This window comes from Acidovorax sp. (genome assembly GCF_027492855.1).
Taxonomy (GTDB): Bacteria; Pseudomonadota; Gammaproteobacteria; order Burkholderiales; family Burkholderiaceae_C; genus Acidovorax.
This window is the reverse complement of sequence record NZ_JAPUDY010000099.1, coordinates 299,793-324,389: the sequence shown is the minus strand read 5'-3', so window position 1 is coordinate 324,389 and position 24,597 is coordinate 299,793. Positions and strand designations below refer to the sequence as shown.

Annotated in this window: 22 protein-coding genes; 11 read left to right on the top strand and 11 right to left on the bottom strand. The window is 64.2% G+C overall.

The annotated features are described in order from the left end of the window. Position 1 precedes the first annotated feature (1 nt). Positions 2–1,636, bottom strand: coding sequence for an RNA repair transcriptional activator RtcR (rtcR, locus tag Q0105_RS19820; RefSeq protein ID WP_298214303.1), 1,635 nt, complete (start codon positions 1,634–1,636; stop codon positions 2–4). A 694-nt stretch (positions 1,637–2,330) separates the two neighbouring features. On the opposite strand from rtcR, the gene Q0105_RS19815 reads away from it, so the two are divergent. From Q0105_RS19815 to Q0105_RS19780, 8 genes are all read left to right on the top strand, one after another. Next, positions 2,331–3,470 (top strand): slipin family protein, encoded by a 1,140-nt coding sequence (locus Q0105_RS19815; protein WP_298214300.1) that lies wholly within the window; start codon positions 2,331–2,333, stop codon positions 3,468–3,470. A gap of 292 nt (positions 3,471–3,762) precedes the next feature. After that, a complete protein-coding gene (locus Q0105_RS19810) occupies positions 3,763–4,506 on the top strand; it encodes a hypothetical protein (protein ID WP_298214298.1) in 744 nt (247 codons plus the stop codon). Between the two features lie 22 nt (positions 4,507–4,528). Further along, positions 4,529–5,749 (top strand): RtcB family protein, encoded by a 1,221-nt coding sequence (locus Q0105_RS19805; protein WP_298214296.1) that lies wholly within the window; start codon positions 4,529–4,531, stop codon positions 5,747–5,749. A 170-nt stretch (positions 5,750–5,919) separates the two neighbouring features. Further along, positions 5,920–6,765, top strand: a complete 846-nt coding sequence (locus tag Q0105_RS19800; protein WP_298214294.1) for a nucleotidyltransferase domain-containing protein — start codon at positions 5,920–5,922, stop codon at positions 6,763–6,765. After that, entirely contained in the window at positions 6,762–7,817 is a 1,056-nt protein-coding gene (rtcA, locus tag Q0105_RS19795; RefSeq protein WP_298214292.1) for an RNA 3'-terminal phosphate cyclase, read from the top strand. The genes Q0105_RS19800 and rtcA overlap by 4 nt, the downstream gene beginning before the upstream one ends. Before the next feature lie 216 nt (positions 7,818–8,033). After that, positions 8,034–8,951 (top strand): cysteine synthase A, encoded by a 918-nt coding sequence (gene cysK, locus Q0105_RS19790; RefSeq protein WP_298214290.1) that lies wholly within the window; start codon positions 8,034–8,036, stop codon positions 8,949–8,951. Between the two features lie 198 nt (positions 8,952–9,149). Further along, a complete protein-coding gene (locus Q0105_RS19785) occupies positions 9,150–10,868 on the top strand; it encodes an NAD(P)/FAD-dependent oxidoreductase (protein WP_298214288.1) in 1,719 nt (572 codons plus the stop codon). Beyond that, positions 10,865–11,401: a VUT family protein gene (locus tag Q0105_RS19780; RefSeq protein ID WP_298214286.1), complete on the top strand. Its 537-nt coding sequence runs from the start codon at positions 10,865–10,867 to the stop codon at positions 11,399–11,401. The genes Q0105_RS19785 and Q0105_RS19780 overlap by 4 nt, the downstream gene beginning before the upstream one ends. Positions 11,402–11,430: 29 nt before the next feature. Here the strand turns inward: Q0105_RS19780 and Q0105_RS19775 are convergent, their stop codons facing one another. Further along, entirely contained in the window at positions 11,431–12,774 is a 1,344-nt protein-coding gene (locus Q0105_RS19775) for an amidohydrolase (RefSeq protein ID WP_298214284.1), read from the bottom strand. 101 nt (positions 12,775–12,875) lie between these two features. On the opposite strand from Q0105_RS19775, the gene Q0105_RS19770 reads away from it, so the two are divergent. Then, positions 12,876–13,985 carry a helix-turn-helix domain-containing protein gene (locus tag Q0105_RS19770; RefSeq protein ID WP_298214282.1) on the top strand — a complete coding sequence of 370 codons (1,110 nt, stop codon included), beginning with the start codon at positions 12,876–12,878 and terminating at the stop codon, positions 13,983–13,985. Positions 13,986–14,095: 110 nt separating this feature from the next. Here the strand turns inward: Q0105_RS19770 and htpX are convergent, their stop codons facing one another. The 9 genes from htpX to Q0105_RS19725 all read right to left on the bottom strand — a co-directional run bounded on the left by htpX (position 14,096) and on the right by Q0105_RS19725 (position 22,472). Beyond that, the gene (gene htpX / locus Q0105_RS19765) at positions 14,096–14,977 is read right to left on the bottom strand and encodes a protease HtpX (protein ID WP_298214279.1); all 882 of its coding nucleotides are present in this window, start codon (positions 14,975–14,977) and stop codon (positions 14,096–14,098) included. Positions 14,978–15,164: 187 nt separating this feature from the next. Continuing rightward, positions 15,165–15,932, bottom strand: coding sequence for a DUF3025 domain-containing protein (locus tag Q0105_RS19760; RefSeq protein ID WP_298214277.1), 768 nt, complete (start codon positions 15,930–15,932; stop codon positions 15,165–15,167). Continuing rightward, positions 15,917–16,969, bottom strand: a complete 1,053-nt coding sequence (gene pyrC, locus Q0105_RS19755; RefSeq protein WP_298214274.1) for a dihydroorotase — start codon at positions 16,967–16,969, stop codon at positions 15,917–15,919. Before pyrC ends, Q0105_RS19760 begins: the two co-directional genes overlap by 16 nt. A 172-nt stretch (positions 16,970–17,141) precedes the next feature. Next, the gene (locus Q0105_RS19750; RefSeq protein ID WP_298214272.1) at positions 17,142–17,879 is read right to left on the bottom strand and encodes an amino acid ABC transporter ATP-binding protein; all 738 of its coding nucleotides are present in this window, start codon (positions 17,877–17,879) and stop codon (positions 17,142–17,144) included. A gap of 23 nt (positions 17,880–17,902) precedes the next feature. Then, entirely contained in the window at positions 17,903–18,568 is a 666-nt protein-coding gene (locus Q0105_RS19745; RefSeq protein ID WP_137746977.1) for an amino acid ABC transporter permease, read from the bottom strand. A gap of 1 nt (position 18,569) precedes the next feature. After that, positions 18,570–19,328, bottom strand: coding sequence for an amino acid ABC transporter permease (locus Q0105_RS19740; protein ID WP_298214269.1), 759 nt, complete (start codon positions 19,326–19,328; stop codon positions 18,570–18,572). 107 nt (positions 19,329–19,435) lie between these two features. Beyond that, a complete protein-coding gene (locus Q0105_RS19735) occupies positions 19,436–20,335 on the bottom strand; it encodes a transporter substrate-binding domain-containing protein (protein ID WP_298214267.1) in 900 nt (299 codons plus the stop codon). Positions 20,336–20,453: 118 nt separating this feature from the next. After that, positions 20,454–21,353 carry an amino acid ABC transporter substrate-binding protein gene (locus Q0105_RS19730; RefSeq protein WP_298214265.1) on the bottom strand — a complete coding sequence of 300 codons (900 nt, stop codon included), beginning with the start codon at positions 21,351–21,353 and terminating at the stop codon, positions 20,454–20,456. Positions 21,354–21,539: 186 nt separating this feature from the next. Beyond that, positions 21,540–22,472: a LysR family transcriptional regulator gene (locus tag Q0105_RS19725; protein WP_298214263.1), complete on the bottom strand. Its 933-nt coding sequence runs from the start codon at positions 22,470–22,472 to the stop codon at positions 21,540–21,542. 252 nt (positions 22,473–22,724) lie between these two features. On the opposite strand from Q0105_RS19725, the gene Q0105_RS19720 reads away from it, so the two are divergent. Both Q0105_RS19720 and Q0105_RS19715 read left to right on the top strand, forming a co-directional pair. After that, positions 22,725–23,279, top strand: a complete 555-nt coding sequence (locus Q0105_RS19720; protein WP_298214261.1) for a TRAP transporter small permease — start codon at positions 22,725–22,727, stop codon at positions 23,277–23,279. Beyond that, positions 23,276–24,574, top strand: a complete 1,299-nt coding sequence (locus Q0105_RS19715) for a TRAP transporter large permease (protein WP_298214259.1) — start codon at positions 23,276–23,278, stop codon at positions 24,572–24,574. The genes Q0105_RS19720 and Q0105_RS19715 overlap by 4 nt, the downstream gene beginning before the upstream one ends. The last annotated feature ends 23 nt before the right edge of the window (positions 24,575–24,597 follow it).

Below are 24,597 nucleotides of genomic sequence, written 5' to 3'. Positions count from 1 at the left end.
ATTATCTCCCCGATTCGCGCACGCGCTCCCAATCCAGGCCGAACCGGGCCAGGTACTTGCGCAGCCGGTCTGCATCGTTGACCACCGTGCGCTGCGCGCGCGAGGCCTGGAACAGCTGGCGCCCGGCGTCAGACAAGGTGCGGGCCTGGCGGCACACCTGCAGCACGGCAGCCAGTTGCAGTTGGTCGAACAGGTCCATGGTTTCCACCGCTTCTTCGCCCAGCAGGGCCGCCAGATCTTCACGGCCCAACGCGCCGTGCGTGGCCGCCAAACCATTGCGCGCATCGCTGGCGGGCTGCCACAGCCAGCGCAGGCGGGCCATTTCGGCCTCGACCAAGGGCAGGCCGATGCGGCCGCTGTCGGCCAGCGTGGCCAGGCGCGTCACACTGGCCGACAGGTCGCGGAAGTTGCCGGTCCACAGCGCCTCGGGTGACTGGGCGTAGCGCAGGTAAGCCGCCCGCGCCTCGTTGGAAAAGCGCACGCTGCGGCCCAGCTCGGCGCCCGCGCGGGCCAGTTGGTGGTCCACATTGGGCTCGATGTCCTCGGGCCGCTGCGCCAGGCCCGGCAGCACATAGCTCCAAAGATTGATGCGCGCATACAGGTCTTCGCGAAAGCGCCCAGCGGCCACCTCGGTGCGCAGGTCGCGGTTGGTGCCAGCAATCAGCTCGAAATCGCTGCTCACCTCGCGGTCGCTGCCCATGGGGTAAAAGCGCTTTTCCTCCACCGCCTTGAGCAGCATGGCCTGCTCATCCAGGCCCAACTCACCGATCTCGTCAAGAAACAGCACACCCTTGTGCGCCGTGCGCAGCAGGCCCGCCCGGTCGGCCGCCGCGCCGGTAAAGGCGCCCTTTTTGTGGCCGAACAGTGTGGACGCTGCACCGTCGCCATGCAGCGTGGCGCAGTTCACTTCCACAAATTCGCCCTCCACCTGATAGCGGGCTTTTTTCAGCTCGAACATGCGGCGCGCCAGGTGCGACTTGCCCGCACCCGTGGGCCCGGTGAACAGGATGGGCGCGCGTGATCGCACCGCCACGCGCTCCACCTCGTCGATCAGTGCGTTGAAGCGCGCATTGCGCGTGGCAATGCCGCTCTTGAGGAAATCCACCGCATCACGCTGCTCGGCGCCAAAGCGCTGGGCGATCACGTCGTAGCGCGACAGGTCCAGGTCGATCAGCACATAACTGCCCGCATCGCCTATTTGCTGGCGCTTGGGCGGCGAGGTCTGCGCCAGCACACCCGGAATGCGGCGCGACTCCACCAGCAAGAACAGGCAGATCTGCGCCACGTGGGTGCCGGTGGTGATGTGGGTCCAGTATTCCTCACGCTCGGTGTCGAAGCGGTAGGCCTGGGTCCAGTCAAACAGCGCGGCATACACCTCGCCAAAGTCCCAGGGGTCTGCAATGGGCATGGGCACCAGGTTCACCGTGGTCTCGGGGGACGCCACGGCCATGTCGGCCCGCACCAACTGCGCCAGGTCTTTGTGCGCCGGGGTGTAGAGCAGCTCCAGCCGCTCGATCACCACGTCCTCATGCTGCACCAGCGACACCGTGGGGCGCCACTTCGCCCACCGCCCAGCACCTCTGCCGGAGTCGAGCTGGGTGCCCAGGAAACCGATCACGACCTTGTTTTTGCGCATTCCATTTTTATATTTAACTAGCTTTCATTCTAGTTATTTCAGCGCGTACAAAAATACAGCGAAACAACAAAAGAAATTTACCCATACAAATCAATAACTTGAAGAAATTCAAACCCAAAAACACAAGCTGGCACGCATCTGGCAATAGATAAGGCATCCAGTGCAAGCGGTGACCGCTCACAGGCTGAGGTTAGAACAAACGTTCGCCCCGCCGGTGCAGGGAGTCCGGAGTCTCAGGACTTTTGTCGACTCCCTGCATGCCGCACATCGCGAACGCTGGAGAACGGCACGGTCGTGGTGACGCCTCGCAAGAGGACGTGCTGGGTTCGACTCCCAGCTTGCCGCCATTGGTAGCTCATTGGTAGAGCAACCTCGAAAGAGGTCTGTAGCAGGTTCGACTCCTGCCCATTCCTCCGGCCGAAAGGCTGGAGCTTTGAAACGGTCGAAAGACCACCCGCCGAACGCGGGGAGTTGCCCCCAGGGTTGCGTCTTCTGACGCAATCACAAGGCAAGGCCCCGTCAGCCGGTGGCGGTTGTGCCAGCACCCGGCACAGCCCGCGCCCGCAGCCAGCCATGCTGCCGCCCCGCTTGCGGGACAGCAACCACACGGCGCACTGCACGGCCCGGGCTGCGCCCCCTGGGGCCCTGCCATCGCTGTAACGGCACCTATTGTTTGGAACAAGGAGAAGAAGAAATGCTGAAAATCAAACGCATCACCATCAAGAAGAACGAACGCGCCCTGCTGCTGCGCAATGGCAGCTTTGAGCGCGTGCTGCGCAGCGGCACGCACTGGCTGTTTGCGGGCATGGACCAGTTGCGCGTGGAAACCTTTGCTTTGGAGCAACCCGCCTTCACCCACGGCCTGGCCGACTACCTGATGGCGCAAGAGCCCGCCGTGGTGGCAGCTGAATTCGTGCAGGTGAACCTGTCGGAGCAGCAAGTGGGCCTGCGCAGCGAAAACGGTTTGCTGGTCGAGATCCTGCCCCCTGGCGCCCGCCGCCTCTATTGGAAAGGCCTGGTAGAGGTGAGCGTGCAGGTGATCGACCTGGAGGCAGGCCCCGAACTGCCCGCCGCCCTGGTGGCCCGCCTCACGCACACACAACTGCGCCAGCGCAGCGTGACCGGCCTGACCGGCGTGCTGCAGGTGCAAGTGCCCGATGGCCAGTGCGCGCTGCTCACCATCGACGGCAAGGTGGATCGACTGCTGCCTGCAGGCGCCTACGCGTTCTGGAAGTACGGCCGCACCATTGCCGTGGAGCTGGTGGACCTGCGCCTGCAGGCCGTGGAGGTATCAGGCCAGGACATCATGACCCGCGACAAGGTGAGTCTGCGCCTGAACCTGTGCGCCACGTTCCGCTACACCGATGTGCTGCGCGCTTTTGCCCAGTTGCAAAAACCCGCCGACTACCTGTACCGCGAACTGCAGTTTGCGCTGCGCGCCGCCGTGGGCACCCGCACGCTCGACGAGCTGCTGGAGAACAAGACGGTGATCGACGAGGTGGTGACCGCACACATGGCCGCCAAGCTCACGCCCTTTGGCATGCAACTGGACAGCGTGGGCGTGAAAGACATCGTGTTGCCCGGCGAGATGAAAACCATCCTGACCCAGGTGGTGCAGGCACAAAAGCAGGCAGAGGCCAACGTGATCCGCCGCCGCGAGGAAACCGCTGCCACGCGCTCGCTGCTCAACACGGCGAAGGTGATGGAGGACAACCCCGTCGCCCTGCGCATGAAGGAGCTGGAGACGCTGGAGCGCGTGGCCGAGCGCATCGACAAGATCTCGGTGTTTGGCGGCCTGGACCAGGTGCTGAACGGCCTGGTGAAGATGCGCTGAGCAAGGGATGAAGAGGATACGGGCGCGCTGGCACAGAAGGGAGCGCCACTGCCAAAAATGTTGATATTGCCGGCAGCTCGGGTAACACCGAGTACAGCGGGAGAGTCGGTGAACGGGCAAGGTTGAGGATGCAGGTGCTGGCTCCGATGACGGGTCTGCCACTGGCGCGCGTTTCCAACTGTTCACTGGGCCAGTGGAGTAAAGCACCCTGGTCGCTGTATTGATGCGGGTTCGAATCCCGTCGCGTCCACCATTGTGAATAAGCGAATAAGCAGAAGAGAGAACTGCCATGATGACGAAGAAGAAAAAAACAAATGCACGCGAGAGGCGCCAAGGCCAACACAAAGCGCCCTTCACTTGCGAAGCCGTGGGCCTGGACCCAACGGTCTACGGCGCGGCCCTGCGCTACCTGTTCGACCGCCCTGTGCCTGCCAAAGGCGGGCAAGAGTGGTATTGGGACAGTGACGAGCCAGAGTTTGAAGCCACGCCGCTGCAGTGGACACACATCCAGACCGTGCTGTTTGCCAATGCGGGAGCGGACCTGGCGCCTTACAGCGACGATCAGGTCGGAATGGGGCTGAACCATGTGATGAGCAACAACGCAGGGGACATCCCGCACATGGTCAACGACCCTTCGGTCCCGCTGGCCGACGCCATGCGCATGGTGCAGGCACTGCCTGCGCTGTGGCTTGAATGCCTGGGACCCAGATTGGAAGTGACGGGCGAAGAGAGCGACAAACACAATGGCCGGTTGCACTTTGTGAGCTACATGTGGTTTGACGTATGGCCCACGTTCTGGAACGCCCGGCACATCCCCGAATGGCAAGACGCCATGTGGCGAGTGTTTTGCGAAATGCTGGCAATGCCCTTTCGGGACGCGCAGATGTCGGCATTGCACGGCATCGGGCATGAAGGGCCGCGCTTGAACCGCCCCAAAGAACTGCAGACGCACATGGAGGCCTTCATCCGCAGTGTGAAGAACGACGACGAACTGAAAACCTACGCCCAAGCCGCCGCCCGCGGCATGGTGCAATGAACGACAAAAACGAAAGAACAAGATGAACAACTACGAACAATACGAAGTCCCGAACGGCGTGCCCGTGAAGATGTGGACCAACGGCGTACCCGTCGAAGAAGAAGCCAGGAACCAGCTGCGCAACATTGCGCGCCTGCCCATCGTTTTCAAGCACGTGGCGGTGATGCCCGATGTGCACCTGGGGATTGGCGCCACCATCGGCTCGGTGGTGCCCACACTCAAGGCCATCATCCCTGCCGCGGTGGGGGTGGACCTGGGGTGCGGAATGATGGCGTGCAAGACCACGCTGACCGCCAGCGACCTGCCCGACAATCTGTCCGGCGTGCGCGCCGCCATCGAGCGCGCCGTGCCGGTGGGGATGACACCCAAGCGCTTTGGCCGCGACAAAGGAAGCTGGGATACGCCGCCCGCTGAAACCGATCGCGCCTGGGCGGGGCTGGTGGACGAGTTCGAGGAGATTTGCGAAGCGCACCCGCGCATCAAGAACACCAACAACTACAAGCACCTGGGAACACTGGGCACCGGCAACCACTTCATCGAGATCTGCCTGGACGAGCACCAGTCCGTGTGGGTGATGCTGCACTCCGGCTCGCGCGGGGTGGGGAACGCCATCGGCACCCACTTCATCGAGCTGGCCAAGAAGGACGCCGAGATGAACCAGCGCAACCTGCCTGATAAAGACCTGGCGTACTTCGAAGAAGGCGCGCAGTACTTTGGCGACTACGTGAAGGCCGTGGGCTGGGCGCAAAGGTTTGCCGCTGCCAACCGCGAGGTGATGATGGGCCGCGTGATTGCCGCGCTGCGCAAGGTGATCACCAAACCGTTCGAAACGCACGTAGAAGCCGTGAACTGCCACCACAACTACGTGCAGCGCGAAACGCACTTCGGGCAAGACGTGTTCGTGACCCGCAAGGGCGCGGTGAGCGCCGAGCAAGGCAAGCTGGGGATCATCCCTGGGAGCATGGGCGCCAAAAGCTTCATCGTGCGCGGAAAGGGCAACCCCGAGAGCTTCAACAGCTGCAGCCACGGCGCAGGCCGCACCATGAGCCGCACCAAGGCCAAGAAGATGTACACGATTGCCGACCAGATCGCTGCGACGCAAGGCGTGGAATGCCGCAAAGACGCCGACGTGATCGACGAGATTCCGATGGCTTACAAGGACATCGACGCGGTGATGGCGGCACAGCAGGACCTGGTGGAGGTGGTGTACACGCTCAAGCAGGTGGTGTGTGTGAAGGGGTGACCGCATCACACCGTGAATGGCAGATTCAGCGCCGCACCACCAGCGCCGTTCACGCTGAGCTTGTCGAAGCGCTGCGCAAGGCTTCGACAGGCTCAGCCCGAACGGATATTTGGATACTACTATTTTGATAGCTTATAGCGCCTACCCAATAAGCGCTACAGCTCACTTTTATGCATACAAAAGAGAAACAAGAAATGCTGCGCTCCGCCCACCCGGTGGAGCCCCACATGCGCGCCCAGGCACTGGAGGCCCTGCAGCGCATCGAGGCCACGCACGACGTGACCGTGTTGTTCGCCTGCGAATCCGGCAGCCGGGGCTGGGGCTTTGCCTCGCCCGACAGCGACTACGACGTGCGCTTCATCTATGTACACCGGCTTCCGTGGTACCTCACGGTGGCACCGGGGCGCGACGTGATTGAGCTGCCCATCAGCGGCGACCTGGATGTGAATGGCTGGGACCTGCGCAAGGCCTTGGGCCTGCTGCGCGAATCCAACCCCACCCTGCTCGAATGGCTGCGCTCGCCCATCGTGTACCGCGAAGCGCCTGAAACCATGGCCCGCTTTCGCACGCTGGCGGCGCAGGTGTTCTCCAACGCCAAGGGTTGGCACCACTACGCCTCGATGGCCAAGAAAAACTTTCGCGAGCACCTGCAGGCCGACGAGGTGCGCTACAAGAAGTACCTCTACGTGCTGCGCCCGCTGCTGGCCGCGCGCTGGATACGAACGCAACCCGGCGTGCCGCCCATGCGCTTTGCCGAGCTGGCCCAGCACACACTGCACCCGGTGCACGATGCAGCGCTGGTTGAAGAGATCAACGCCCTTCTGGAAGTGAAGATGCGCGCAGGCGAGGCCGCCACAAGCCCGCGCTGGCCCGGCATCCATGCGTTCATCGAAGCCGAACTGGCGCGCAACGCGGCCGAGCCTGTGCAGCCGCTGCCCGTGCCGGGGCATGCAGCGCTGGATGCGTTGCTGCATGACACGGTGCTGGCCTACGGCGCCGCGAAGGCTGCGCCATGACCACGCCCCTCACCCTCGACGGCTCCACCGGCGAAGGCGGCGGCCAGATCCTGCGCACAGGACTGGCCCTCGCCATGGTCACCGGTCGCCCATTGCACATCACACGCATTCGTGCAGGGCGACCCAAGCCTGGCCTGATGCGCCAGCACCTGGCCTGTGTACAAGCCGCAATGGCCGTGAGCGGCGGGCAGGCAGACGGCGCCGAGCTGGGCTCACAAACACTGCAGTTCACACCCGGCGCGGTGCGTGCAGGCGACTATCACTTTCAGATCGCCACGGCGGGCAGTTGCCTGCTGGTGCTGCAGACCGTTCTGCCCGCATTGATGCTGGCCGATGGTGCGAGCCGCGTGCAGCTGTCGGGCGGAACGCACAACCCGATGGCGCCGCCGTTTGACTTTCTGGAGCGGGCCTTTGCGCCGCTGGTGCGGCGGCTGGGTGCAGGGCTGGAGCTGCAATTGCAGCGGCGCGGCTTCTACCCCGCCGGGGGCGGCGAGCTGGTGGCGCACATCACGCCCTCCACGCAGCCCCTGGCGCCGGTGGATGTGCTGGAGCGCGGCCCGCTGCAAAACGCTTGGGGCGAGGCGCTGGCGCCTGGCCTGGCGCGCCACATCGCCACGCGCGAGCTGGAGGTGCTGGGCCAGCGCATGGGCTGGACGTTTGAGGCAGGCCAGTTGCGCCAGCCCCCCACACGCCAGAACGAGGGGCCGGGCAATGCGCTCATCGCCACGCTCGAATATGCCCATATCACCGAGGTGTTCTGCCAGTTGGGCGAGCGTGGCCTGTCGTCCGAACAGGTCGCCAAACGGCTAACGGACGAGGTGCGAACCTACCAGCGCAGCAGCGGCGCCCTGGGCCCGCACCTGGCCGACCAATGGATGCTGCCGCTGGCCCTGGCGGTGTGGCGCAGCGGGCAGGCCGCACGCTACACCTGCACCGAGGTCACGCAGCACACGGCCACCAATGCAGAGACGATTGCGCTGGGCCTGCCGGTGCAGGTGCAGATCACGCCGGTCGAGCGGGCGATGCAGGTGGAAATCAGCCCGCTGCCGTAGTTCGATACCTTGGCTATATCCATATAGCCCAAGCTGCAGAGCAACTGGTTCAGAATGCGCGTCATACCGCAATTTCCGTCCGTGGCCTCCCGTTCACCCCGAGCTTGCCAAAGGGCTTGCCCATCGTGCCCTGGTTTCGACAGGCTCAACCCGAACGGGGTTCTATCCACTGGCTGGCATTGGGTCGCCCCTTCTTTGCACCTCACAGGAGACGCCATGAAAGTTGACAACATTCTGCAAACCATCGGCAACACGCCCCACGTGCGCATCAACCGCTTGTTCGGCCCCACGGCCAACGTGTGGGTGAAGTCAGAGCGCAGCAACCCCGGCGGCTCCATCAAGGACCGCATTGCGCTGGCCATGGTGGAGGATGCCGAGAAGTCGGGTGCGCTCAAGCCCGGTGGCACCATCATCGAGCCCACCTCGGGCAACACCGGCATTGGCCTGGCGCTGGTAGCGGCCGTCAAGGGCTACAAGCTGATTTTGGTAATGCCCGACAGCATGAGCATCGAGCGCCGCCGCCTGATGTTGGCCTATGGCGCGCAGTTTGACCTGACCCCGCGCGAAAAGGGAATGAAAGGCGCGATTGCCCGCGCGCAGGAGCTGCAGGCGCAGACGCCCGGCGCCTGGATTCCGCAGCAGTTCGAGAACCCGGCCAACATCGACGTGCATGTGCGCACCACGGCGCAGGAGATCCTGGCGGATTTTCCCGACGGGCTGGACGCCATCATCACCGGCGTGGGCACGGGCGGCCACTTGACGGGTGTGGCCCGCGTTCTCAAGGCCAAGTTCCCCCAACTCAAGGTGTTCGCGGTCGAGCCCACGGCCTCGCCCGTGATCTCGGGCGGCGCGCCCGCGCCCCACCCCATCCAGGGCATCGGTGCGGGCTTTGTACCCAAGAACCTCGATACCAGCGTGCTCGACGGCGTGATCCAGGTCGATGCGGAACCAGCCCGCGAATACGCCCGCCGCAGCGCGCGCGAAGAGGGTCTTCTGGTGGGTATTTCCTCGGGCGCCACGCTGGCGGCCATTGCCCAAAAGCTGCCCGAACTGCCCGCAGGCGCCAAGGTGCTGGGCTTTAACTACGACACGGGCGAGCGCTACCTGTCGGTGGAAGGTTTCCTGCCTGCTTGAGAAGGGTTTTGAGCAAAAACAACTGCTAGCGCAATCACGGCGAGCGCTAGCAGCTATATTATTGATAGCTACAAAACAGCCTCCCAGGCCCGCCACATGGCGGGCCTTTTTTGCGGAGCGTGTCCACCGGCGCCGCATCGGTAAAATCGTGCCCCCACCACGTTGCACGCCGCCCGATCGACACGGGCCCGCAAGACCATGATTCGCCTCTCCGAAATCCGGCTGCCCTTCACGGCCGCCGAAAACCCTGACGCGCCGCTGCGCACCGCTGCGGCCCAACTGCTGGGCCTGGCCCCGGCAGACATTGCCCACCTGCATGTGTTCAAGCGCAGCTTCGATGCGCGCAAGGTGGCCCTGCTGGCGGTGTACATCGTCGACATCACCCTGACCGAGCCTGCGCGAGAAGCCGCACTCCTCGCCCAGTTCGCAGGCAACCCGCACATCCAGCCCACGCCCGACATGGCCTGGCACCCCGTAGGCCAGGCACCGGCTGACCTGCCCCTGCGCCCCGTAGTGGTGGGCTTTGGCCCCTGCGGCATCTTTGCCGCGCTGGTGCTGGCGCAGATGGGCTTCAAGCCCATCGTGCTGGAGCGCGGCAAGCCGGTGCGCGAGCGCACCAAAGACACCTGGGGCCTGTGGCGCAAGCGCGAGTTGCATGCCGAGAGCAATGTGCAGTTTGGCGAAGGCGGCGCGGGCACGTTCAGCGACGGCAAGCTCTACAGCCAGATCAAGGACCCGCGCCACCTGGGCCGCAAGGTGATGAACGAGTTCGTCAAGGCCGGGGCACCCGAAGAAATTTTGTACGTGGCGCACCCGCACATCGGCACCTTCAAGCTGGTGAAGGTGGTGGAGAACCTGCGCGAGCAGATCATTGCCCTGGGCGGCGAGATCCGCTTCGAGCAGCGCGTGACGGACGTGGTCATCGAAGGCACGGGCGAGGCACGCCACCTGCGCGGCCTCAAAGTGCTGAACCAGGCCACGGGCGAGACCACCGAGCTGCGGGCCGACCACGTGGTGATGGCCCTGGGCCACAGCTCGCGCGATACGTTTGCGATGCTCTACGACCGTGGCGTAGCCATGGAGGGCAAGCCGTTTTCGATCGGCTTTCGCATCGAACACCCACAAGGCATCATCGACCGCGCACGCTGGGGCCGCCATGCGGGCCACCCCTTGCTGGGCGCGGCCGACTACAAGCTGGTGCACCACGCGCAAAACGGCCGCGCGGTCTACAGCTTTTGTATGTGCCCCGGCGGCACCGTGGTGGCTGCCACCAGCGAGCCGAACCGCGTGGTCACCAACGGCATGAGCCAGTATTCGCGCAACGAGCGCAATGCCAACGCAGGCATGGTGGTGGGCATCGACCCAAGCGACTACCCCACGGATGCCGCTGCTTTTGAAACCCACCTGGGCCGTACCCACGGCATCGAAGAGCTGCCGCGCGGCAATTTCCACCCCCTCGCGGGCATCGTGCTGCAGCGCCAGCTCGAATCCAACGCCTTCGTGCTGGGCGGGCGCGACTACAGCGCGCCGGGGCAACTGGTGGGTGACTTCATCAAGGGCAAACCCTCCACACAACTCGGCGACGTGGAGCCCTCATACAAGCCCGGCGTGGCCTTGGGCGACCTGCATGCCGCCCTGCCCGCCTACGCCATCCAGGCACTGCGCGAGGCGCTGCCTGCCTTCGGCCGCAAGATCAAGGGCTTTGACATGCATGACGCGGTACTGACCGGTGTGGAGACACGCACCTCGTCACCGCTCAAGATCGGGCGCGATGAGAACCTGCAAAGCCTGAACACACCGGGCCTGTACCCGGCGGGCGAAGGGGCCAGCTATGCGGGCGGCATTCTGTCGGCCGGGGTGGATGGCATCAAGGTGGGCGAGGCCGTTGCGCGCAACCTGCTGGGCACCGCCGCATGATGCAGACGCCCACCCTGCCGCGATTCGCTGCGGCCGCACTGGCCATGGCCGCCGTGGTGCTGGCCTCCAACATCCTGGTGCAGTTCCCCCTCAACGACTGGCTGACCTGGGGCGCCATCACCTACCCGGTGGCCTTCCTCGTGAGCGAACTGGTCAACCGCGCCCACGGCCCAGAGCATGCCCGGCGCGTGGCCTGGGTGGGGTTTGCGGTGGCCGTGGCGGCTTCGCTGGTGCTGGCACCGGCGCGCATCGCCATTGCGTCGGGCACGGCCTTTCTGCTGTCGCAGTGGCTGGACATCGCCGTGTTCGACCGACTGCGCCACGGCGCTTGGTGGCGTGCGCCGCTTGTTGCGACGCTGCTGGCGGCCGTGCTAGACACGGCGATTTTCTGGAGCATCGCCTTCGCGGGCACCGAAGGCCCATGGGTTACCTGGGCGCTGGGTGACCTGGGAGTGAAGTTGGCGTTGGGCGTGGCCTTGCTGTTGCCGTTTCGCTTGCTGATCGGCCGCCAGGCGGCACACCGCGCGGCCTGAGCAGCGCGGCCAACCCCGCCATCGATCGCCTACTTGCGCTGCAAAAAGTCCACGGCCAACGCGGCCAACGTGCGTGCACCCACGGGCAGTTGGTCTTCGTCGATGTCAAACAGCGGGGAATGGTTGGACGGTGCCTTGTTGAAGTCCGCCCCCTTGGGCGGCGCGCCCAGGAAGTAGAAAAAGCCCGGCGCCACCTTCTGGAATTCGGAGAAATCCTCCGAACCACTCACCTTGGGGATGATCATCGCCTTGCCACCCACGGCGAGCTTGAGCGCTGGCAGCGATGCCGCTGTCAGCTCGGCGGGGTTGGTGGTGACCGGGTAGGCCACGGGGCCAAACACTACCTTGGCCTTGGCACCGCTCGATACGGCAATGGATTCGGCAGTGGTGGTGATGCGCTTCAGGGCTTCCTGGCGCATGTCCTCGTCAAAGGTGCGCAGGGTGCCCCTCATCTCGACGTTGTCGGGGATGATGTTGTAGCGTGTGCCACCCTGGATGGAGCCGATGGTGATGACGGCTGGCTCCTTGCTGATGTTGAGCTGGCGGCTGACCACCGTCTGCAGACCCAGCACCACCTGGCTCGCGGCCACCACGGGGTCCACCGCGTTCCAGGGGGATGAGCCGTGGCCGCCACGGCCTTCGATCAGAATCTTCAGGCTGTCGGAGCCTGCCATGAACGGCCCGCTGCGATAGCCCACCACACCCGAAGGCAGGTTGGCCGTGATGTGCAAGCCGTAGATGGCCTGCACGTCCTTCAAGGCGCCCTCTTCCACCATGGCCTTGGCGCCAAAGCTGGGCACTTTGCCGTTGACATCCGGCTCCACCGGCGCGCCTTCTTCGGCGGGCTGGAAGATGAACTTGATGGTGCCGGGCAATTGGGCCTTCATACCCGCCAGGGCCTCGGCCGCGCCCATGAGCATGGCCACGTGCGCGTCGTGCCCACAGGCGTGCATCACCGGCACCTCTTTGCCCAGGTAGTTGGCTTTCACCTTGGATGCGAATGGCAGGCCGGTGTTCTCGGGCACGGGCAGTGCGTCCATGTCGGCGCGCAGGGCCACCACCTTGCCCGACAGGCCGCCGCGCAGCGTCCCCACCACACCGGTGCCGCCCACGTTGGTCTGCACATCCATCCCGAGTTTCTTCAGGTGCTCGGCCACCAGGTTGGCGGTGCGTACCTCCTGGCCCGAAAGTTCCGGGTGGGCATGGATGTCGCGGCGCCAATGGACCATCTTGGAGGCCACGGCGTTCACAGCGGAGTCGATGGCCTGGAGGCCCGCGGCATCCAGCGCCTGGGCGTGGGCCGAAGAGACTGCGCTCAGTCCGGCGGCGGCAAGACCGGCAGCGAACGCGATGGCGGAAAGAGGTTTGTTCATGGGGCAGATCCGTAGGGTGGGTGGCGCCTCAAGGGCCTGGGGACAAGGAGCAAAAAGCACGTTCATGCTAAAAGCTGCACATCCATTCATGACAAGCGAAAATGGCCATCCAGCAAGCCAATACCGCCATGTTGCAGCCCCCTTTGTTTTTGTCTTCGGACCACACCAAGCCCCCGGTGTTTTGCGTGGACATTCCACTGCTGCCCGAGTCGGCCGTTGGGAGCGCCTTGCAGTTCATCGACCTTCTGCGCGATGCCAATCTTCTGGCAGGCCTGCGCCTGGGTGCCCAGGCACCGCGCCTGGCCTGGCGGCTGCTGGATGCCGAATGCAGACCCGTGCCTTCCCTGCCCGGACCACTGGCTGCCTACACACCGCCCGAAGGCGTGGCATCGGCGGGCATTGCCCCTGCCCACGCGGTGTTCATCCCCCCGCTACACACGTCCGACATTCAAGCCATCCGCGCGGCGGCGGACCGGTACCGCCCCCTGTCACGGCGGCTGGGCATTGCGCTCGATGCCGGGCAGAAGCTGATCACCGTGGGCAATGGCGCCTGGCTGGCCGCGCAATGCGGGCGGCTGAGCGGGCGCAAGGCCAGCCTGCCCTGGTTCTACATTGCGGGCTTCCAGCGGGACTTTCCGGACATCGGCCACAGCATAGGGCAGGACCTGTCCGACGACGGGCCCTGGCTCAGTTGCGCTCTGTCACAAAGCGTCCACCTGCTGGCCATCGCCGTGGTGCGCCAAGCGCTGGGCGAGGAATTGGCCTTGGTCTATGAAACCGCCGTCACACCCGGCCACCAGCGCGCCAGCACGGCACTGCAAGCCAATGCGCAGCAGCACATCCCCCACACGCGCGACAGCACCCTGGCACGCGCCATCGCCTGGATGGAAGAACACCTCGACCAGCCCTACTCGCTGGCCCAACTGGCCAAGGCGGCCTCGGTGAGCACGCGCACATTGCTGCGGCACTTTCAGCAAGAAATGTCGCAATCACCACTCGACCACCTGCACAGCCTGCGCTGCGCCCGCGCGCGGGTGATGCTGGAGATAACCCTGGAGAGCGTGCCCAGCATCGCCGTGGCCTGCGGCTATGCGGACCCCGCGGCCTTTCGGCGCATTTTTGCGCGCTACACCGGCCTGGCGCCCATCGAGTACCGCAAGCGCCACGCGCTGCGCGCGCCCCGGCGGCGCTGGCGGGTGGATGTGAAATAGGCGCAGGACTGGGTCCAACAACACGCACCCACAAAGAAAAAGCCGCAGGGGTTTAAACCCTGCGGCGGTTTGGAGTGCGCGGGGGGCAAGGCCTGCCTGCCCCTGGACTCTTAGCCCTGCTGCTGCGCGTTCTGCAGCGCGGCGATGCGCTCTTCGATGGGCGGGTGGGTGGAAAACAGCTTGCCGATACCACCGGCAATGCCCATGGCGGCCACGCTCTTGGGCAATTCGCCGGGGTGCATGCCACCCAGGCGGGCCAGTGCGTTGATCATGGGCTGGCGGCGGCCCATCAGTTGGGCGGCGCCCGCGTCGGCACGGAACTCGCGCTGGCGCGAGAACCAGGCCACGATGATGGCGGCCGCAAAGCCCAGCACGATGTCGAGCACGATGGTGGTGACGTAGTACCCAATGCCGGGGCCGGAGCGGTTTTCGTTGTTCTTGTTCAGGAAGCTGTCGACCGCGTAGCCGATCACGCGCGACAGGAACACCACAAAGGTGTTCATCACGCCCTGGATCAGCGTCATGGTGACCATGTCGCCATTGGCGATGTGGGCCACCTCGTGGCCGATCACGGCCTCGACCTCTTCGCGCGTCATACCCTGCAGCAGGCCGGTGGACACCGCCACCAACGCCGAGTTCTTGAACGCGCCCGTGGCGAACGCATTGGGGTCACCCTCGAAGATGCCGACTTCGGGCATGCCGATCTGGGCCTGGTCAGCGAACTTCCGCACGGTCTCGACGATCCAGCGCTCATCGGCCGAGCCGGAGCCGTCGATCACGCGCACGCCCGAGGTCCACTTGGCCATGGGCTTGCTGATGAGCAGCGAGATGATGGCGCCGCCAAAGCCCATCACGAGCGCGAAACCGAGCAGCGCGCCCAGGTTCAGGCCGTTGGCCGTGAGGTAGCGGTTCACGCCCAGCAGGCTGGCCACCACCCCCAGCACGACAACGACGGCCAGGTTGGTCATCACAAATAACAGGATCCGTTTCATGGATTGAATTCTCCGTGGGGTAAACGACAACAACAGTAAGTAGGTGTTTGCTGGCTCAGATGGGGGCCGGGGCCCGCGCTTCAAGCGGCCACCTCGGCGAGCCCCTCCCTATGGCCGCGATTTCATCGCGCTATGGTAGGGGCAAACCCGTCCACACGCCCTATCACACAAGCCTTGGCGGGAATTATCAGGCGCCACGCGGCGGCCGGAACACCTGGGCATCGGCATAGAAGCCCGGTGCCTCGTTGGCAGGCCACCAGCCGGGCACACCCAGCACCGGCAGCGGTGCGAAGGGCTTGGCGGCCCACCGATGCGGCTGCAGGTCTTGCGCGAGCCAGGCATCGAGGTTTGCTATTGATTTAATAGCTATTGGCGCTTGATAGACGTGCGCCACCATGGGTTTTCGTGGTGCAACGAGTTTTTCAAGCAGCGCGTGGCCGAACAGCACCAGCCGGGCCTCGCGCCACAGCGGGCGCTGGTCGACAAACAGGGCCTGCCAGTCGCGCGCCCGCAGCGCGTCCCACAGGGCCTGCGGCGCCTGCAGCAGTGCGCCGTTTTCGTCGAACACCGTGAGCGCATCGCGCAGCGGCCCGCGCACGGCCTGCACGCCGTCGGCGGCGATGGCCTGGGCCTGAAGCTGGTTCAGGCGGCGCTTGGTGTGCGGAAACTGCAACCACACCAGGCCGTTGAAAAAATCGTGCAGGTTGTCGCGCGTAGGCACGCGGCGGGTGTCCCAGATGTACTGCTCGTAGGCCATGCCCTCGGGCAGTTCGGACTGGGGCGCAAAACCCACGGGCGCTTCCAGCGGCGCGGCGGCTTGCAGCGCCAGATGCACGGCCTGCCCACCACCCTGATGAACCTGCTGCGCCACGGGCTGGCCCAGGCCGCGCCAGAGGCTCAGCCAGGGGGTGCTCCAGTCAATGCAGCCGAAGGGCTCGGTTACACCAGGCGCCACGGCAGCGCTTCGCCCGCGCGCAAGGGTTTGAGTTCGGCTTCGCCAAACGCGAAGCTGTCGGGCGGGGTCCAGGATTCGCGGCGCAGGGTGACGGTGGTGGTGTTGCGCGGCAGACTGTAGAAGTCGGGGCCGTGGAAGCTGGCAAAACCTTCAAGCTGGTCGAGCGCGCCCGCGTTGTCGAACGCCTCGGCATACATCTCGATGGCCGCGTGGGCGGTGTAGCAGCCCGCGCAGCCGCTGGCATGCTCCTTGAGGTGCGCGGGGTGCGGCGCGCTGTCGGTGCCCAAAAAGAACTTGCTGCTGCCGCTGGTGGCGGCCTGCACCAGGGCCACGCGGTGCGTTTCGCGCTTGAGCACGGGCAGGCAGTAGTAGTGCGGGCGCACGCCGCCGATAAAGATGGCGTTGCGGTTGTACAGCAGGTGGTGCGCGGTGATGGTGGCGGCGGTGAAGCGGTCGGCGCCTGCCACGTAGTCGGCCGCGTCCTTGGTGGTGATGTGCTCAAAAACGATTTTCAACTCGGGGAAGTCGCGGCGCAGCGGGATGAGCTGCTGTTCGATGAACACGGCCTCGCGGTCGAACAGGTCGATGTCGCTGCTGGTCACTTCGCCGTGCACCAAGAGCAGCAAACCCGCCTTCTGCATGGCCTCCAGCGTCTTGTAGATCTTGCGCAGATCGGTCACGCCCGCGTCGCTGTTGGTGGTGGCGCCTGCGGGGTAGAGCTTGCAGGCCACCACGCCCGCCGCCTTGGCGCGCACGATTTCCTCGGGCGGCAGGTTGTCGGTGAGATACAGCGTCATCAGCGGCTCGAAGTTCATGCCTGCGGGCACTGCCGCCAAGATGCGCTGCTTGTAGGCCAATGCCTGCTCGGCCGTGGTTACCGGCGGGCGCAGGTTGGGCATGATGATGGCGCGGCCAAACTGGGCGGCCGTGTGCGGCACTACGGTGTGCAAAGGCTCGCCGTCGCGCACGTGCAAGTGCCAGTCGTCGGGGCGGGTGATGGTGAGGGTGTCGATGGGGGTGTGGGGTGCGGCTGTCATGGGCAGCATTGTCCCACTGGCTTGTTCACTACATTTTTGATAGCTACTTGCGCTTATTACATCAGCGCCAGGCACCTAAAAGGCTTCAAATCACAAAGAACATGCCCCATGAAAAAAGCGCCCGAAGGCGCTTTGGATGGGGCCACCCACCAGAGGGTGGGAGCTGCCTGCGTCAATGCGCCAGGATCTTGTTGAGGAAATCCTTGGTGCGGGGCTGGCGTGCGTCGGGGTTGTTGAAGAACTCGTCCTTGGAGCAGTCTTCCAGGATCTTGCCACCCACGTCCATGAAGATGACGCGGTTGCTCACCTTGCGGGCGAAGCCCATTTCGTGGGTCACGCACATCATGGTCATGCCTTCGTTGGCCAAGCCCACCATCACGTCCAGCACTTCGCCGACCATTTCGGGGTCCAGCGCCGACGTGGGTTCGTCGAACAGCATCACGATGGGGTCCATGCTCAGCGCGCGCGCAATGGCAACGCGCTGCTGCTGGCCGCCCGAGAGCTGGCCGGGGAACTTGTCCTTGTGGGCGGTCAGGCCCACGCGCTCCAGCATTTTCAGGCCGCGCTTCATGGCGTCGTCTGCGCTGCGGCCCAGCACCTTGATCTGCGCGATGGTCAGGTTGTCCGTCACTGACAGGTGGGGGAACAGCTCGAAGTGCTGGAACACCATGCCCACGCGGCTGCGCAGCTTGGGCAGGTCGGTGCTGGGGTCGTGCAGCTTCACGTCGTCCACCGTGATCTCGCCCTTCTGGAAGGGCTCCAGCGCGTTGATGGTTTTGATCAGCGTGGATTTGCCAGAGCCCGAAGGGCCACACACCACCACCACTTCACCCTTGTTGATGGTGGCCGAGCACTCGTTGAGCACCTGCACGGGGCCATACCACTTGGATACGTTTTTGAGTTCGATCATTGTTTATTCCTCAATCTCTCGGATCACCGGATGATGGCAATCTTTTGGTGCAGGCGCTTGACCGCCCAGGAAAGCGCATAGCACATCACGAAGTACAGAACGGCGGCAGCCAGGTAGGCCTCGATGGGGCGGCCGAAGTTCTTGCCCGCCACTTCAAAGCCCTTGAGCATGTCGTAGGCGCCAATGGCATAAACCAGCGAGGTGTCCTGGAACAAGATGATGGTCTGCGTGAGCAGCACCGGCAGCATGTTGCGGAACGCCTGCGGCAACACCACGAGCTTCATGTTCTGGCCGTAGGTCATCCCAAGCGCTTGGCCGGCATACACCTGGCCGCGCGGGATGGACTGGATACCGGCGCGCATGATCTCGCTGAAGTACGCAGCTTCGAACGCAATGAAGGTAATGACCGCGGACACTTCGGCGCCGATGGGGCGGCCGATGATGGCGGGCACGAGCAGGAAGAACCACAAAATCACCATCACCAGCGGAATGGAACGCATGCCGTTGACGTAGATGGTGGCGGGCACATCCAGCCACTTCTTGCCCGACAGGCGCATCAGCGCCAGCAGGGTTCCGAAGAACACGCCGCCAATGGTGGCGATCACCGTGAGCATCAGGCTGAAGTACAGCCCCTTGAGCACGAAGTTGGAGATCAGGTCCCAGTTGTAGAAGGAAAAGTCGAGATTCATATCAATGCCCCCCCCCTGCCGGACTCGCGACGACCATGCCAGGGATGCGCGCACGCTTCTCGATGAACGCCATGATGCGGTTGATGGCGAATGCCGAGATGATGTAGAGCGTGGTCACGGCGAGGTACACCTCGATGCCGCGCGAGGTTTCTTCCTGCGCCTGCATGGCGAACATCGTGAGTTCGGCCACCGACACGGCAAACGCCACCGACGAGTTCTTGAAGATGTTCATCGTCTCGCTGGTCAGCGGCGGAATGATGATGCGAAACGCCATGGGCAGCAGCACATAGCGGTAGGTCTGGAAGGTGGTGAACCCCATGGCCATGCCTGCATAACGTTGGCCGCGCGGCAGGGCCTGAATGCCCGAACGCACCTGCTCGGCAATACGCGCCGAGGTAAAAAAGCCCAACGCCAGCACCACAAGGGCAAAGCCCGGAACGCCCTTGAGCACCGGAAACAGGCTCGGCAGGACGTGGTACCAAAGGAAGATCTGGACCAGCAACGGAATATTGCGGAACAGCTCAACCCAGGCATTGCCCAGCCGCACGATCATGGGCCGCCCCTCCAGGGTACGGAGTGTTCCGATGAGGGAGCCGAGCACAAGCGCCAGCACCAAGGCCAGCAACGAAACGGACACCGTCCAGCCCCAGGCCGACAGCATCCAGTCCAGGTAAGTGATGTCGCCGCCCTTGCCAAAGCAGCCTTGCACGACTTCCCGGTCCATGGTGTCCTGGCAGAACACCTGCCAATCCCAACTCATAGGAGCACCCCTTTAATTTTTGTACTGCGTTGGACTCAACGCCGTTCAGGCCAACAAAAAAGCCCCTTCAAACCAGTTGGCCGAAGGGGCACAAGCGTTCTAGATGATTACTTCTTTGCGTAGTCTTCCATAGGCTTGTCATTGGGCGCTGCCCAAGCAGCCTTGGTGGCATCAGACAATGGCAGGCCGATCTTGGTGTTGGTGGGAGGCACGGGCTGCATGAACCACTTGTCGTACAGCTTGGCCAGCGAGCCATCGGCGATCTGGCGCTTGATGGAGTCGTCCACGGCCTTCTTGAAGGCGGGGTCGTCCTTGCGCAGCATGCAGGCGATGGGCTCCACGTTCAGGACTTCACCAACGATCTTGTAATCGGCGGGGGCCTTGGACTTGGAGATGTTGGCGGCCAGGATGGAGCCGTCCATCACGAAGGCATCGGCACGGCCGGTTTCCAGCATCAGGAAGCTGTCTGCATGGTCTTTGCCGAAGACTTCCTTGAAGTCGATGCCGCCAGCGCGCTCGTGCTTGCGCAGGGTCTGCACCGAGGTGGTGCCCGTGGTGGTGGCCACGGTCTTGCCCTTCAGGTCCTTGATCGAAGCGATGCCCGAGTTGGCCTTGGTGGCAATGCGCACTTCTTCCACGTAGGTGGTCACGGCAAATGCCACGTCCTTCTGGCGGGCAGCGTTGTTGGTGGTGGAGCCGCACTCCAGGTCCACGGTGCCGTTGGTCACCAGGGGGATGCGGTTTTGCGAGGTCACGGGCTGGTACTTGGTTTCCAGCTTGGCCAGGCCCAGTTGCTTCTGGATGTCGGCCAGGATGACTTCGGCCATTTCAGTGTGGAAGCCCACGTACTTGCCGTTGCCCAGCGTGTAGGAAAGACCCGAAGACTCGCGCACACCCAGCGTGACGACGCCCGAGCCCTTGATCTTGGCCAGGGTGTCGTTGGCTTGGGCAAACGCGCTGCCAACAGCCAGGGCGGTTACTGCAATCGCGAGCAAATGCTTCTTCATAGGTATCTCCTTGTGTTGAAAACAGAAAAAAGGGGGGGATTCTAGAGACTAGCAGCTGCCCACACGGCCGAAAACCCCAACGCTCCGGAAATGGGAACAACGTACCTAAGCATACTAGTCAGAATGGAACCTTATCGGTAGGGTATTTCCAGAAGTCGCGTAAGAGATAGCTGACCGGCAGGTTCAGCACCGTGTTGCTGGGTGGGATGGGTTTGTTGAACCACTTGTTGTAGATGGGGTAAATATCGCGGCTGGTGATCAGGCGGCGCATCTCTTCGTCCACCAGTTTCTTGAACTCGGGGTCGTTCTTGGACAGCATGATGGCCAGCGGCTCGGTGGTCATGAACCGGCCCACCACCTTGAGCGCCTTGGGGTTCGGCCGGCCCGCAGCCAGGCCATACAGCAGCACATCATCCATCACAAAGGCATCGGCTTCGCCTTTTTCCACCATCTCCACGGCCTTGGCGTGGTCGGGCGCCTCCACGATGGTGATGCCCATCAGGCGCTCGCGGTTGGCCTGGTCGGCCGCTTTGAGCGGCGTGGTTCCCTTGGTGGACACCAGCGTCTTGCCGTTCAGGTCTTCCACACGGTCGATGGGGCTGTCGGCCTTGACCAGCAGGCGCGCGCCCGTGATGAAGTGGGGAATGGTGAACGCCACCTTCTGGCGCCGCTCTGCGTTGTTGGTGGTGGAGCCGCACTCCATGTCTGCCTTGCCCTGCTCGATCATCGTGATGCGGTTGGCAGGCGTGACCAGCAGGAACTCCACTTCCATGTTCGCCTTGCCGGTTGCCTTGCGCACCACCTCGGCCATGCGCAGGCACAGGTCCAGTGCATAACCCACGGGCTTGCCCGACTTGGAATCAATGTACGAGAAGGGTACCGACGATTCCCGGTGGGCAATCACCAGCTTGCCACCGGCGCTGACGCGCTCCAGCACCGTCGTGGCCTGCACGGACGCCGCCAGCAGGCAACCCAGGGCGACCAGGCCCTTGGCAAATCTCCAGTGCTGAGTTGTCATGCGGTGCCCCGGTGAATGAAAGGAATCGATTTGCAATGTTCGTGCCATAAAAGCTGTTATCTAACTTGATGACACGCACGACGCCCGCCAACCCCAAGATGGCGCGAACTGTACGTGTCGTTACGATGAAACTCCAATGCCGTTTGCGGGCGCAACTATGCAAAGTGTTTATATCCGTATTTACCCTTAGCATGACCCGGCCTGGGCCTGGAGGTAGGTCCAGAGCGCCTGGGCCGTGCCCTTGGGGGCCTCCTTGCCGCCCGGCTTTTCGCGGTAGGCCCGCACATCCATCGTCATCTGCAGGCCTTCGGCGTCCGAGGGCACGGCACTGACCAGGCGACGTGAGCGCAGCTCCTTCTTCACCGCGCTGTGCGGCAGAAAGGCCACGCCATGGCCTTCGAGCGCCATGGCCTTGAGGCCTTCGGCCATGTCGGTCTCGTACACACGCTCCAGGTGAATGGGCGTGTTCGACTGTTTGAGAATGAGCTCCGTCACCCGCCCCAGGTAGGCGCCGGGTGCATAACCCAGGTAGGGCAGCGGCTGGCCCGCGCGCCCCGGCAGGCGGTGCAGGGGCTGGCCGTCGGCGTCGGCCTTGCTGTAAGGCGAGATCACCTCTTGCCCCAGGTTCACCATCTCGTAGCGGTCGGCGTCGAGCTGAAAAGGCTGGGATGGATGGTGGTAGGCAATCAACAAGTCACAACCGCCCTCTACCAAACGCATCACAGCGTCGTGCACGTTGAGCGCAATCAACCGGCTTTTGAAGGGGCCGAACTTGTCGTGCAGGCTCGACACCCAGGCCGGGAAAAACGTGAACGCCAGCGTGTGGGGCACGGCGAACTCGATCATGTCCTTGCCCGCGCTGGTGTGCGCGCGCAGCATGGCGCGCGTGTTCTGCAGCGCTTGCAGCATTTCCAGCGCCTGGTCGTACAGCGTCTTGCCTGCAGGCGTGAGGCGGGTAGGGTAGGAGCTGCGGTCCACCAGATCGGTGCCAGCCCAGGCCTCCAGGGCCTGGATGCGCCGCGAAAACGCGGGCTGCGTGACGTGCCGCAATTGTGCGGACCGGCTGAAGCTGCGGGTTTCCGCAAGACTGACAAAATCCTCAAGCCACTTGGTTTCCATCGCCATATTATCGGCGCGGGGCACGCCCTGTGCAGTGCGGGGATATGCGGAGATACGAGGGTTTACGCAGTGCGCAGGCGTGCGGCAAAGCCGCCTTGCGCCCCTTGCACTGCACCAATGGTGTGCATGCATAGCAACCATCGCATAATACAAAGCAGCGCCTACCGCGCTCTGCGTCGAGGCCCCCGGTGCACAACACTGCCGGGCAGGGCGACCTGCCTGCACCTGTTTGTTTTCTTCTTTCACCGCCCCATGTCGCCCTCCTCGCCCCCCCAAGAACCCGCCACCGGTGCGCCACCAAGCGCTGCAGCCCCGCAGGCCGAGCCCCGCTCGCTGCGCCTTGAAGACTGGCTCACCGTCATCGTGATGGCGGCGCTGGCGCTCATCACCTTTGCCAATGTGCTGGTGCGCTACTTCACCAACTCCTCGTTCGCCTGGACGGAAGAAATCTCGGTGTTCCTGATGATCGCGCTGGCGCTCATCGCGGGCTCGGCCGCCGTGGCGCGCGACCAGCACATCCGCATCGAATACTTCGCCGAGGGCGGCTCTGCCCTGCGCAGCAAGCGCTTGGCGCAGCTCGGCGCCATCACCGTAGCCGTGCTGTTCGGCCTGATTGCCGTGCTGAGCGTGCGTGTGGTGTGGGACGACTACCGCTTTGGCGAGACCTCGCCCGGCATCGGCGTGCCGCAGTGGTGGTATTCGATCTGGCTGCCCGTGTTCTCGGCCCTGATCACGGCGCGCGCCGTGGGCCTGTTCATCCGCCGCAGCCGCATCAATCCCGAGGCAGTCAAGGACGCCCAGCCATGATCGCCACCTTGCTGTTCGTGGCCTTCCTGGGCCTGATGTTCGTCGGCGTGCCCATCGGCGCCGCGCTGGGCCTGGCGGGCGCCGCCGCCATTGCGCTGGCCAATGCCGACAGCCAGTGGTTCGGCCTCTTGGCCGTGCCGCAAAACTTCTACGCGGGCCTGGGCAAATACCCGCTGCTGGCCATCCCCATGTTCGTGCTGGTCGGTTCGATCTTCGACCGCTCGGGCGTGGCGCTGCGCCTCGTCAACTTTGCCGTGGCCATCGTGGGGCGCGGCCCCGGCATGCTGCCGCTGGTGGCGATTGCCGTGGCCATGTTCCTGGGCGGCATTTCGGGCTCGGGCCCGGCCAATGCAGCGGCCGTGGGCGGCGTGATGATTGCGGCCATGTCGCGCGCGGGCTACCCGCCCTCGTTCTCGGCCAGCGTGGTGGGTGCCGCGGCCGCCACCGACATCCTGATTCCGCCGTCGGTCGCCTTCATCATCTACTCGGTGCTGGTGCCCGGCGCCTCGGTACCCGCGCTGTTCGCGGCCGGCATGATCCCCGGCATCCTGGCCGGTGTGGCGCTGATCGTGCCCGCCGTGTGGATGGCGCGCAAACACAAGATGGGCGCGCTGGAGGCCGAAATGCCCCGCCCCCCGTTCTGGAAGAGCCTGCGCGAGGCCACCTGGGGCCTGGCCGCGCCGGTGCTGATTTTGGGCGGCATGCGCGCGGGCTGGTTCACGCCCACCGAGGCCGCCGTGGTCGCAGTGTTCTACGGCCTGTTCGTGGGCATGGTGATCCACCGCACGATCACGGTGCGCGACCTGTTCCCCATCCTGCGCGAATCGGGCGAGCTGTCGGCGGTGATCCTCATCGTGGTCTCGCTCGCGGGCATCTTTGCCTTCTCGCTGTCCACCCTGGGCGTGATCGACCCCGTGGCCAAGGCCATCGTGAACTCGGGCCTGGGCGAATATGGCGTGCTGGCGCTGCTCATCGTGCTGCTGATCACCGTGGGCATGTTCCTCGACGGCATTTCGATCTTTTTGATCTTCGTGCCGCTGCTGATGCCCATCATGCAGCACTACCAATGGGACCCGGTCTGGTTCGGCGTGATCCTGACCCTCAAGGTGGCCCTGGGCCAGTTCACCCCGCCGCTGGCGGTGAACCTGATGGTGTCGTGCCGCATCGCGGGGGTGCGCATGGAATCCACCGTGCGCTGGGTGGGCTGGATGCTGTTTGCGATGTTCCTCGTGATGGTGCTGGTGATCGCCTTCCCGCAACTGGCGCTGTGGCTGCCCGCCAAGCTGGGTTACTGACCCGGTGCCGAATTGAATTGATT

Excerpts from the sequence above, each read along its gene's own strand:
- Q0105_RS19745 (WP_137746977.1), bottom strand. The coding sequence starts at position 18,568 with ATGAATCTCGACTTTTCCTTCTACAACTGGGACCTGATCTCCAACTTC.
- rtcA (WP_298214292.1), top strand. The coding sequence starts at position 6,762 with ATGACCACGCCCCTCACCCTCGACGGCTCCACCGGCGAAGGCGGCGGC.
- rtcR (WP_298214303.1), bottom strand. The coding sequence starts at position 1,636 with ATGCGCAAAAACAAGGTCGTGATCGGTTTCCTGGGCACCCAGCTCGAC.
- Q0105_RS19725 (WP_298214263.1), bottom strand. The coding sequence starts at position 22,472 with ATGGAAACCAAGTGGCTTGAGGATTTTGTCAGTCTTGCGGAAACCCGC.
- Q0105_RS19810 (WP_298214298.1), top strand. The coding sequence starts at position 3,763 with ATGACGAAGAAGAAAAAAACAAATGCACGCGAGAGGCGCCAAGGCCAA.
- Q0105_RS19805 (WP_298214296.1), top strand. The coding sequence starts at position 4,529 with ATGAACAACTACGAACAATACGAAGTCCCGAACGGCGTGCCCGTGAAG.
- Q0105_RS19800 (WP_298214294.1), top strand. The coding sequence starts at position 5,920 with ATGCATACAAAAGAGAAACAAGAAATGCTGCGCTCCGCCCACCCGGTG.
- Q0105_RS19750 (WP_298214272.1), bottom strand. The coding sequence starts at position 17,879 with ATGATCGAACTCAAAAACGTATCCAAGTGGTATGGCCCCGTGCAGGTG.
- Q0105_RS19780 (WP_298214286.1), top strand. The coding sequence starts at position 10,865 with ATGATGCAGACGCCCACCCTGCCGCGATTCGCTGCGGCCGCACTGGCC.
- Q0105_RS19785 (WP_298214288.1), top strand. The coding sequence starts at position 9,150 with ATGATTCGCCTCTCCGAAATCCGGCTGCCCTTCACGGCCGCCGAAAAC.
- Q0105_RS19730 (WP_298214265.1), bottom strand. The coding sequence starts at position 21,353 with ATGACAACTCAGCACTGGAGATTTGCCAAGGGCCTGGTCGCCCTGGGT.
- Q0105_RS19720 (WP_298214261.1), top strand. The coding sequence starts at position 22,725 with ATGTCGCCCTCCTCGCCCCCCCAAGAACCCGCCACCGGTGCGCCACCA.
- Q0105_RS19715 (WP_298214259.1), top strand. The coding sequence starts at position 23,276 with ATGATCGCCACCTTGCTGTTCGTGGCCTTCCTGGGCCTGATGTTCGTC.
- cysK (WP_298214290.1), top strand. The coding sequence starts at position 8,034 with ATGAAAGTTGACAACATTCTGCAAACCATCGGCAACACGCCCCACGTG.
- Q0105_RS19770 (WP_298214282.1), top strand. The coding sequence starts at position 12,876 with ATGGCCATCCAGCAAGCCAATACCGCCATGTTGCAGCCCCCTTTGTTT.
- pyrC (WP_298214274.1), bottom strand. The coding sequence starts at position 16,969 with ATGACAGCCGCACCCCACACCCCCATCGACACCCTCACCATCACCCGC.
- Q0105_RS19815 (WP_298214300.1), top strand. The coding sequence starts at position 2,331 with ATGCTGAAAATCAAACGCATCACCATCAAGAAGAACGAACGCGCCCTG.
- htpX (WP_298214279.1), bottom strand. The coding sequence starts at position 14,977 with ATGAAACGGATCCTGTTATTTGTGATGACCAACCTGGCCGTCGTTGTC.
- Q0105_RS19740 (WP_298214269.1), bottom strand. The coding sequence starts at position 19,328 with ATGAGTTGGGATTGGCAGGTGTTCTGCCAGGACACCATGGACCGGGAA.
- Q0105_RS19735 (WP_298214267.1), bottom strand. The coding sequence starts at position 20,335 with ATGAAGAAGCATTTGCTCGCGATTGCAGTAACCGCCCTGGCTGTTGGC.
- Q0105_RS19775 (WP_298214284.1), bottom strand. The coding sequence starts at position 12,774 with ATGAACAAACCTCTTTCCGCCATCGCGTTCGCTGCCGGTCTTGCCGCC.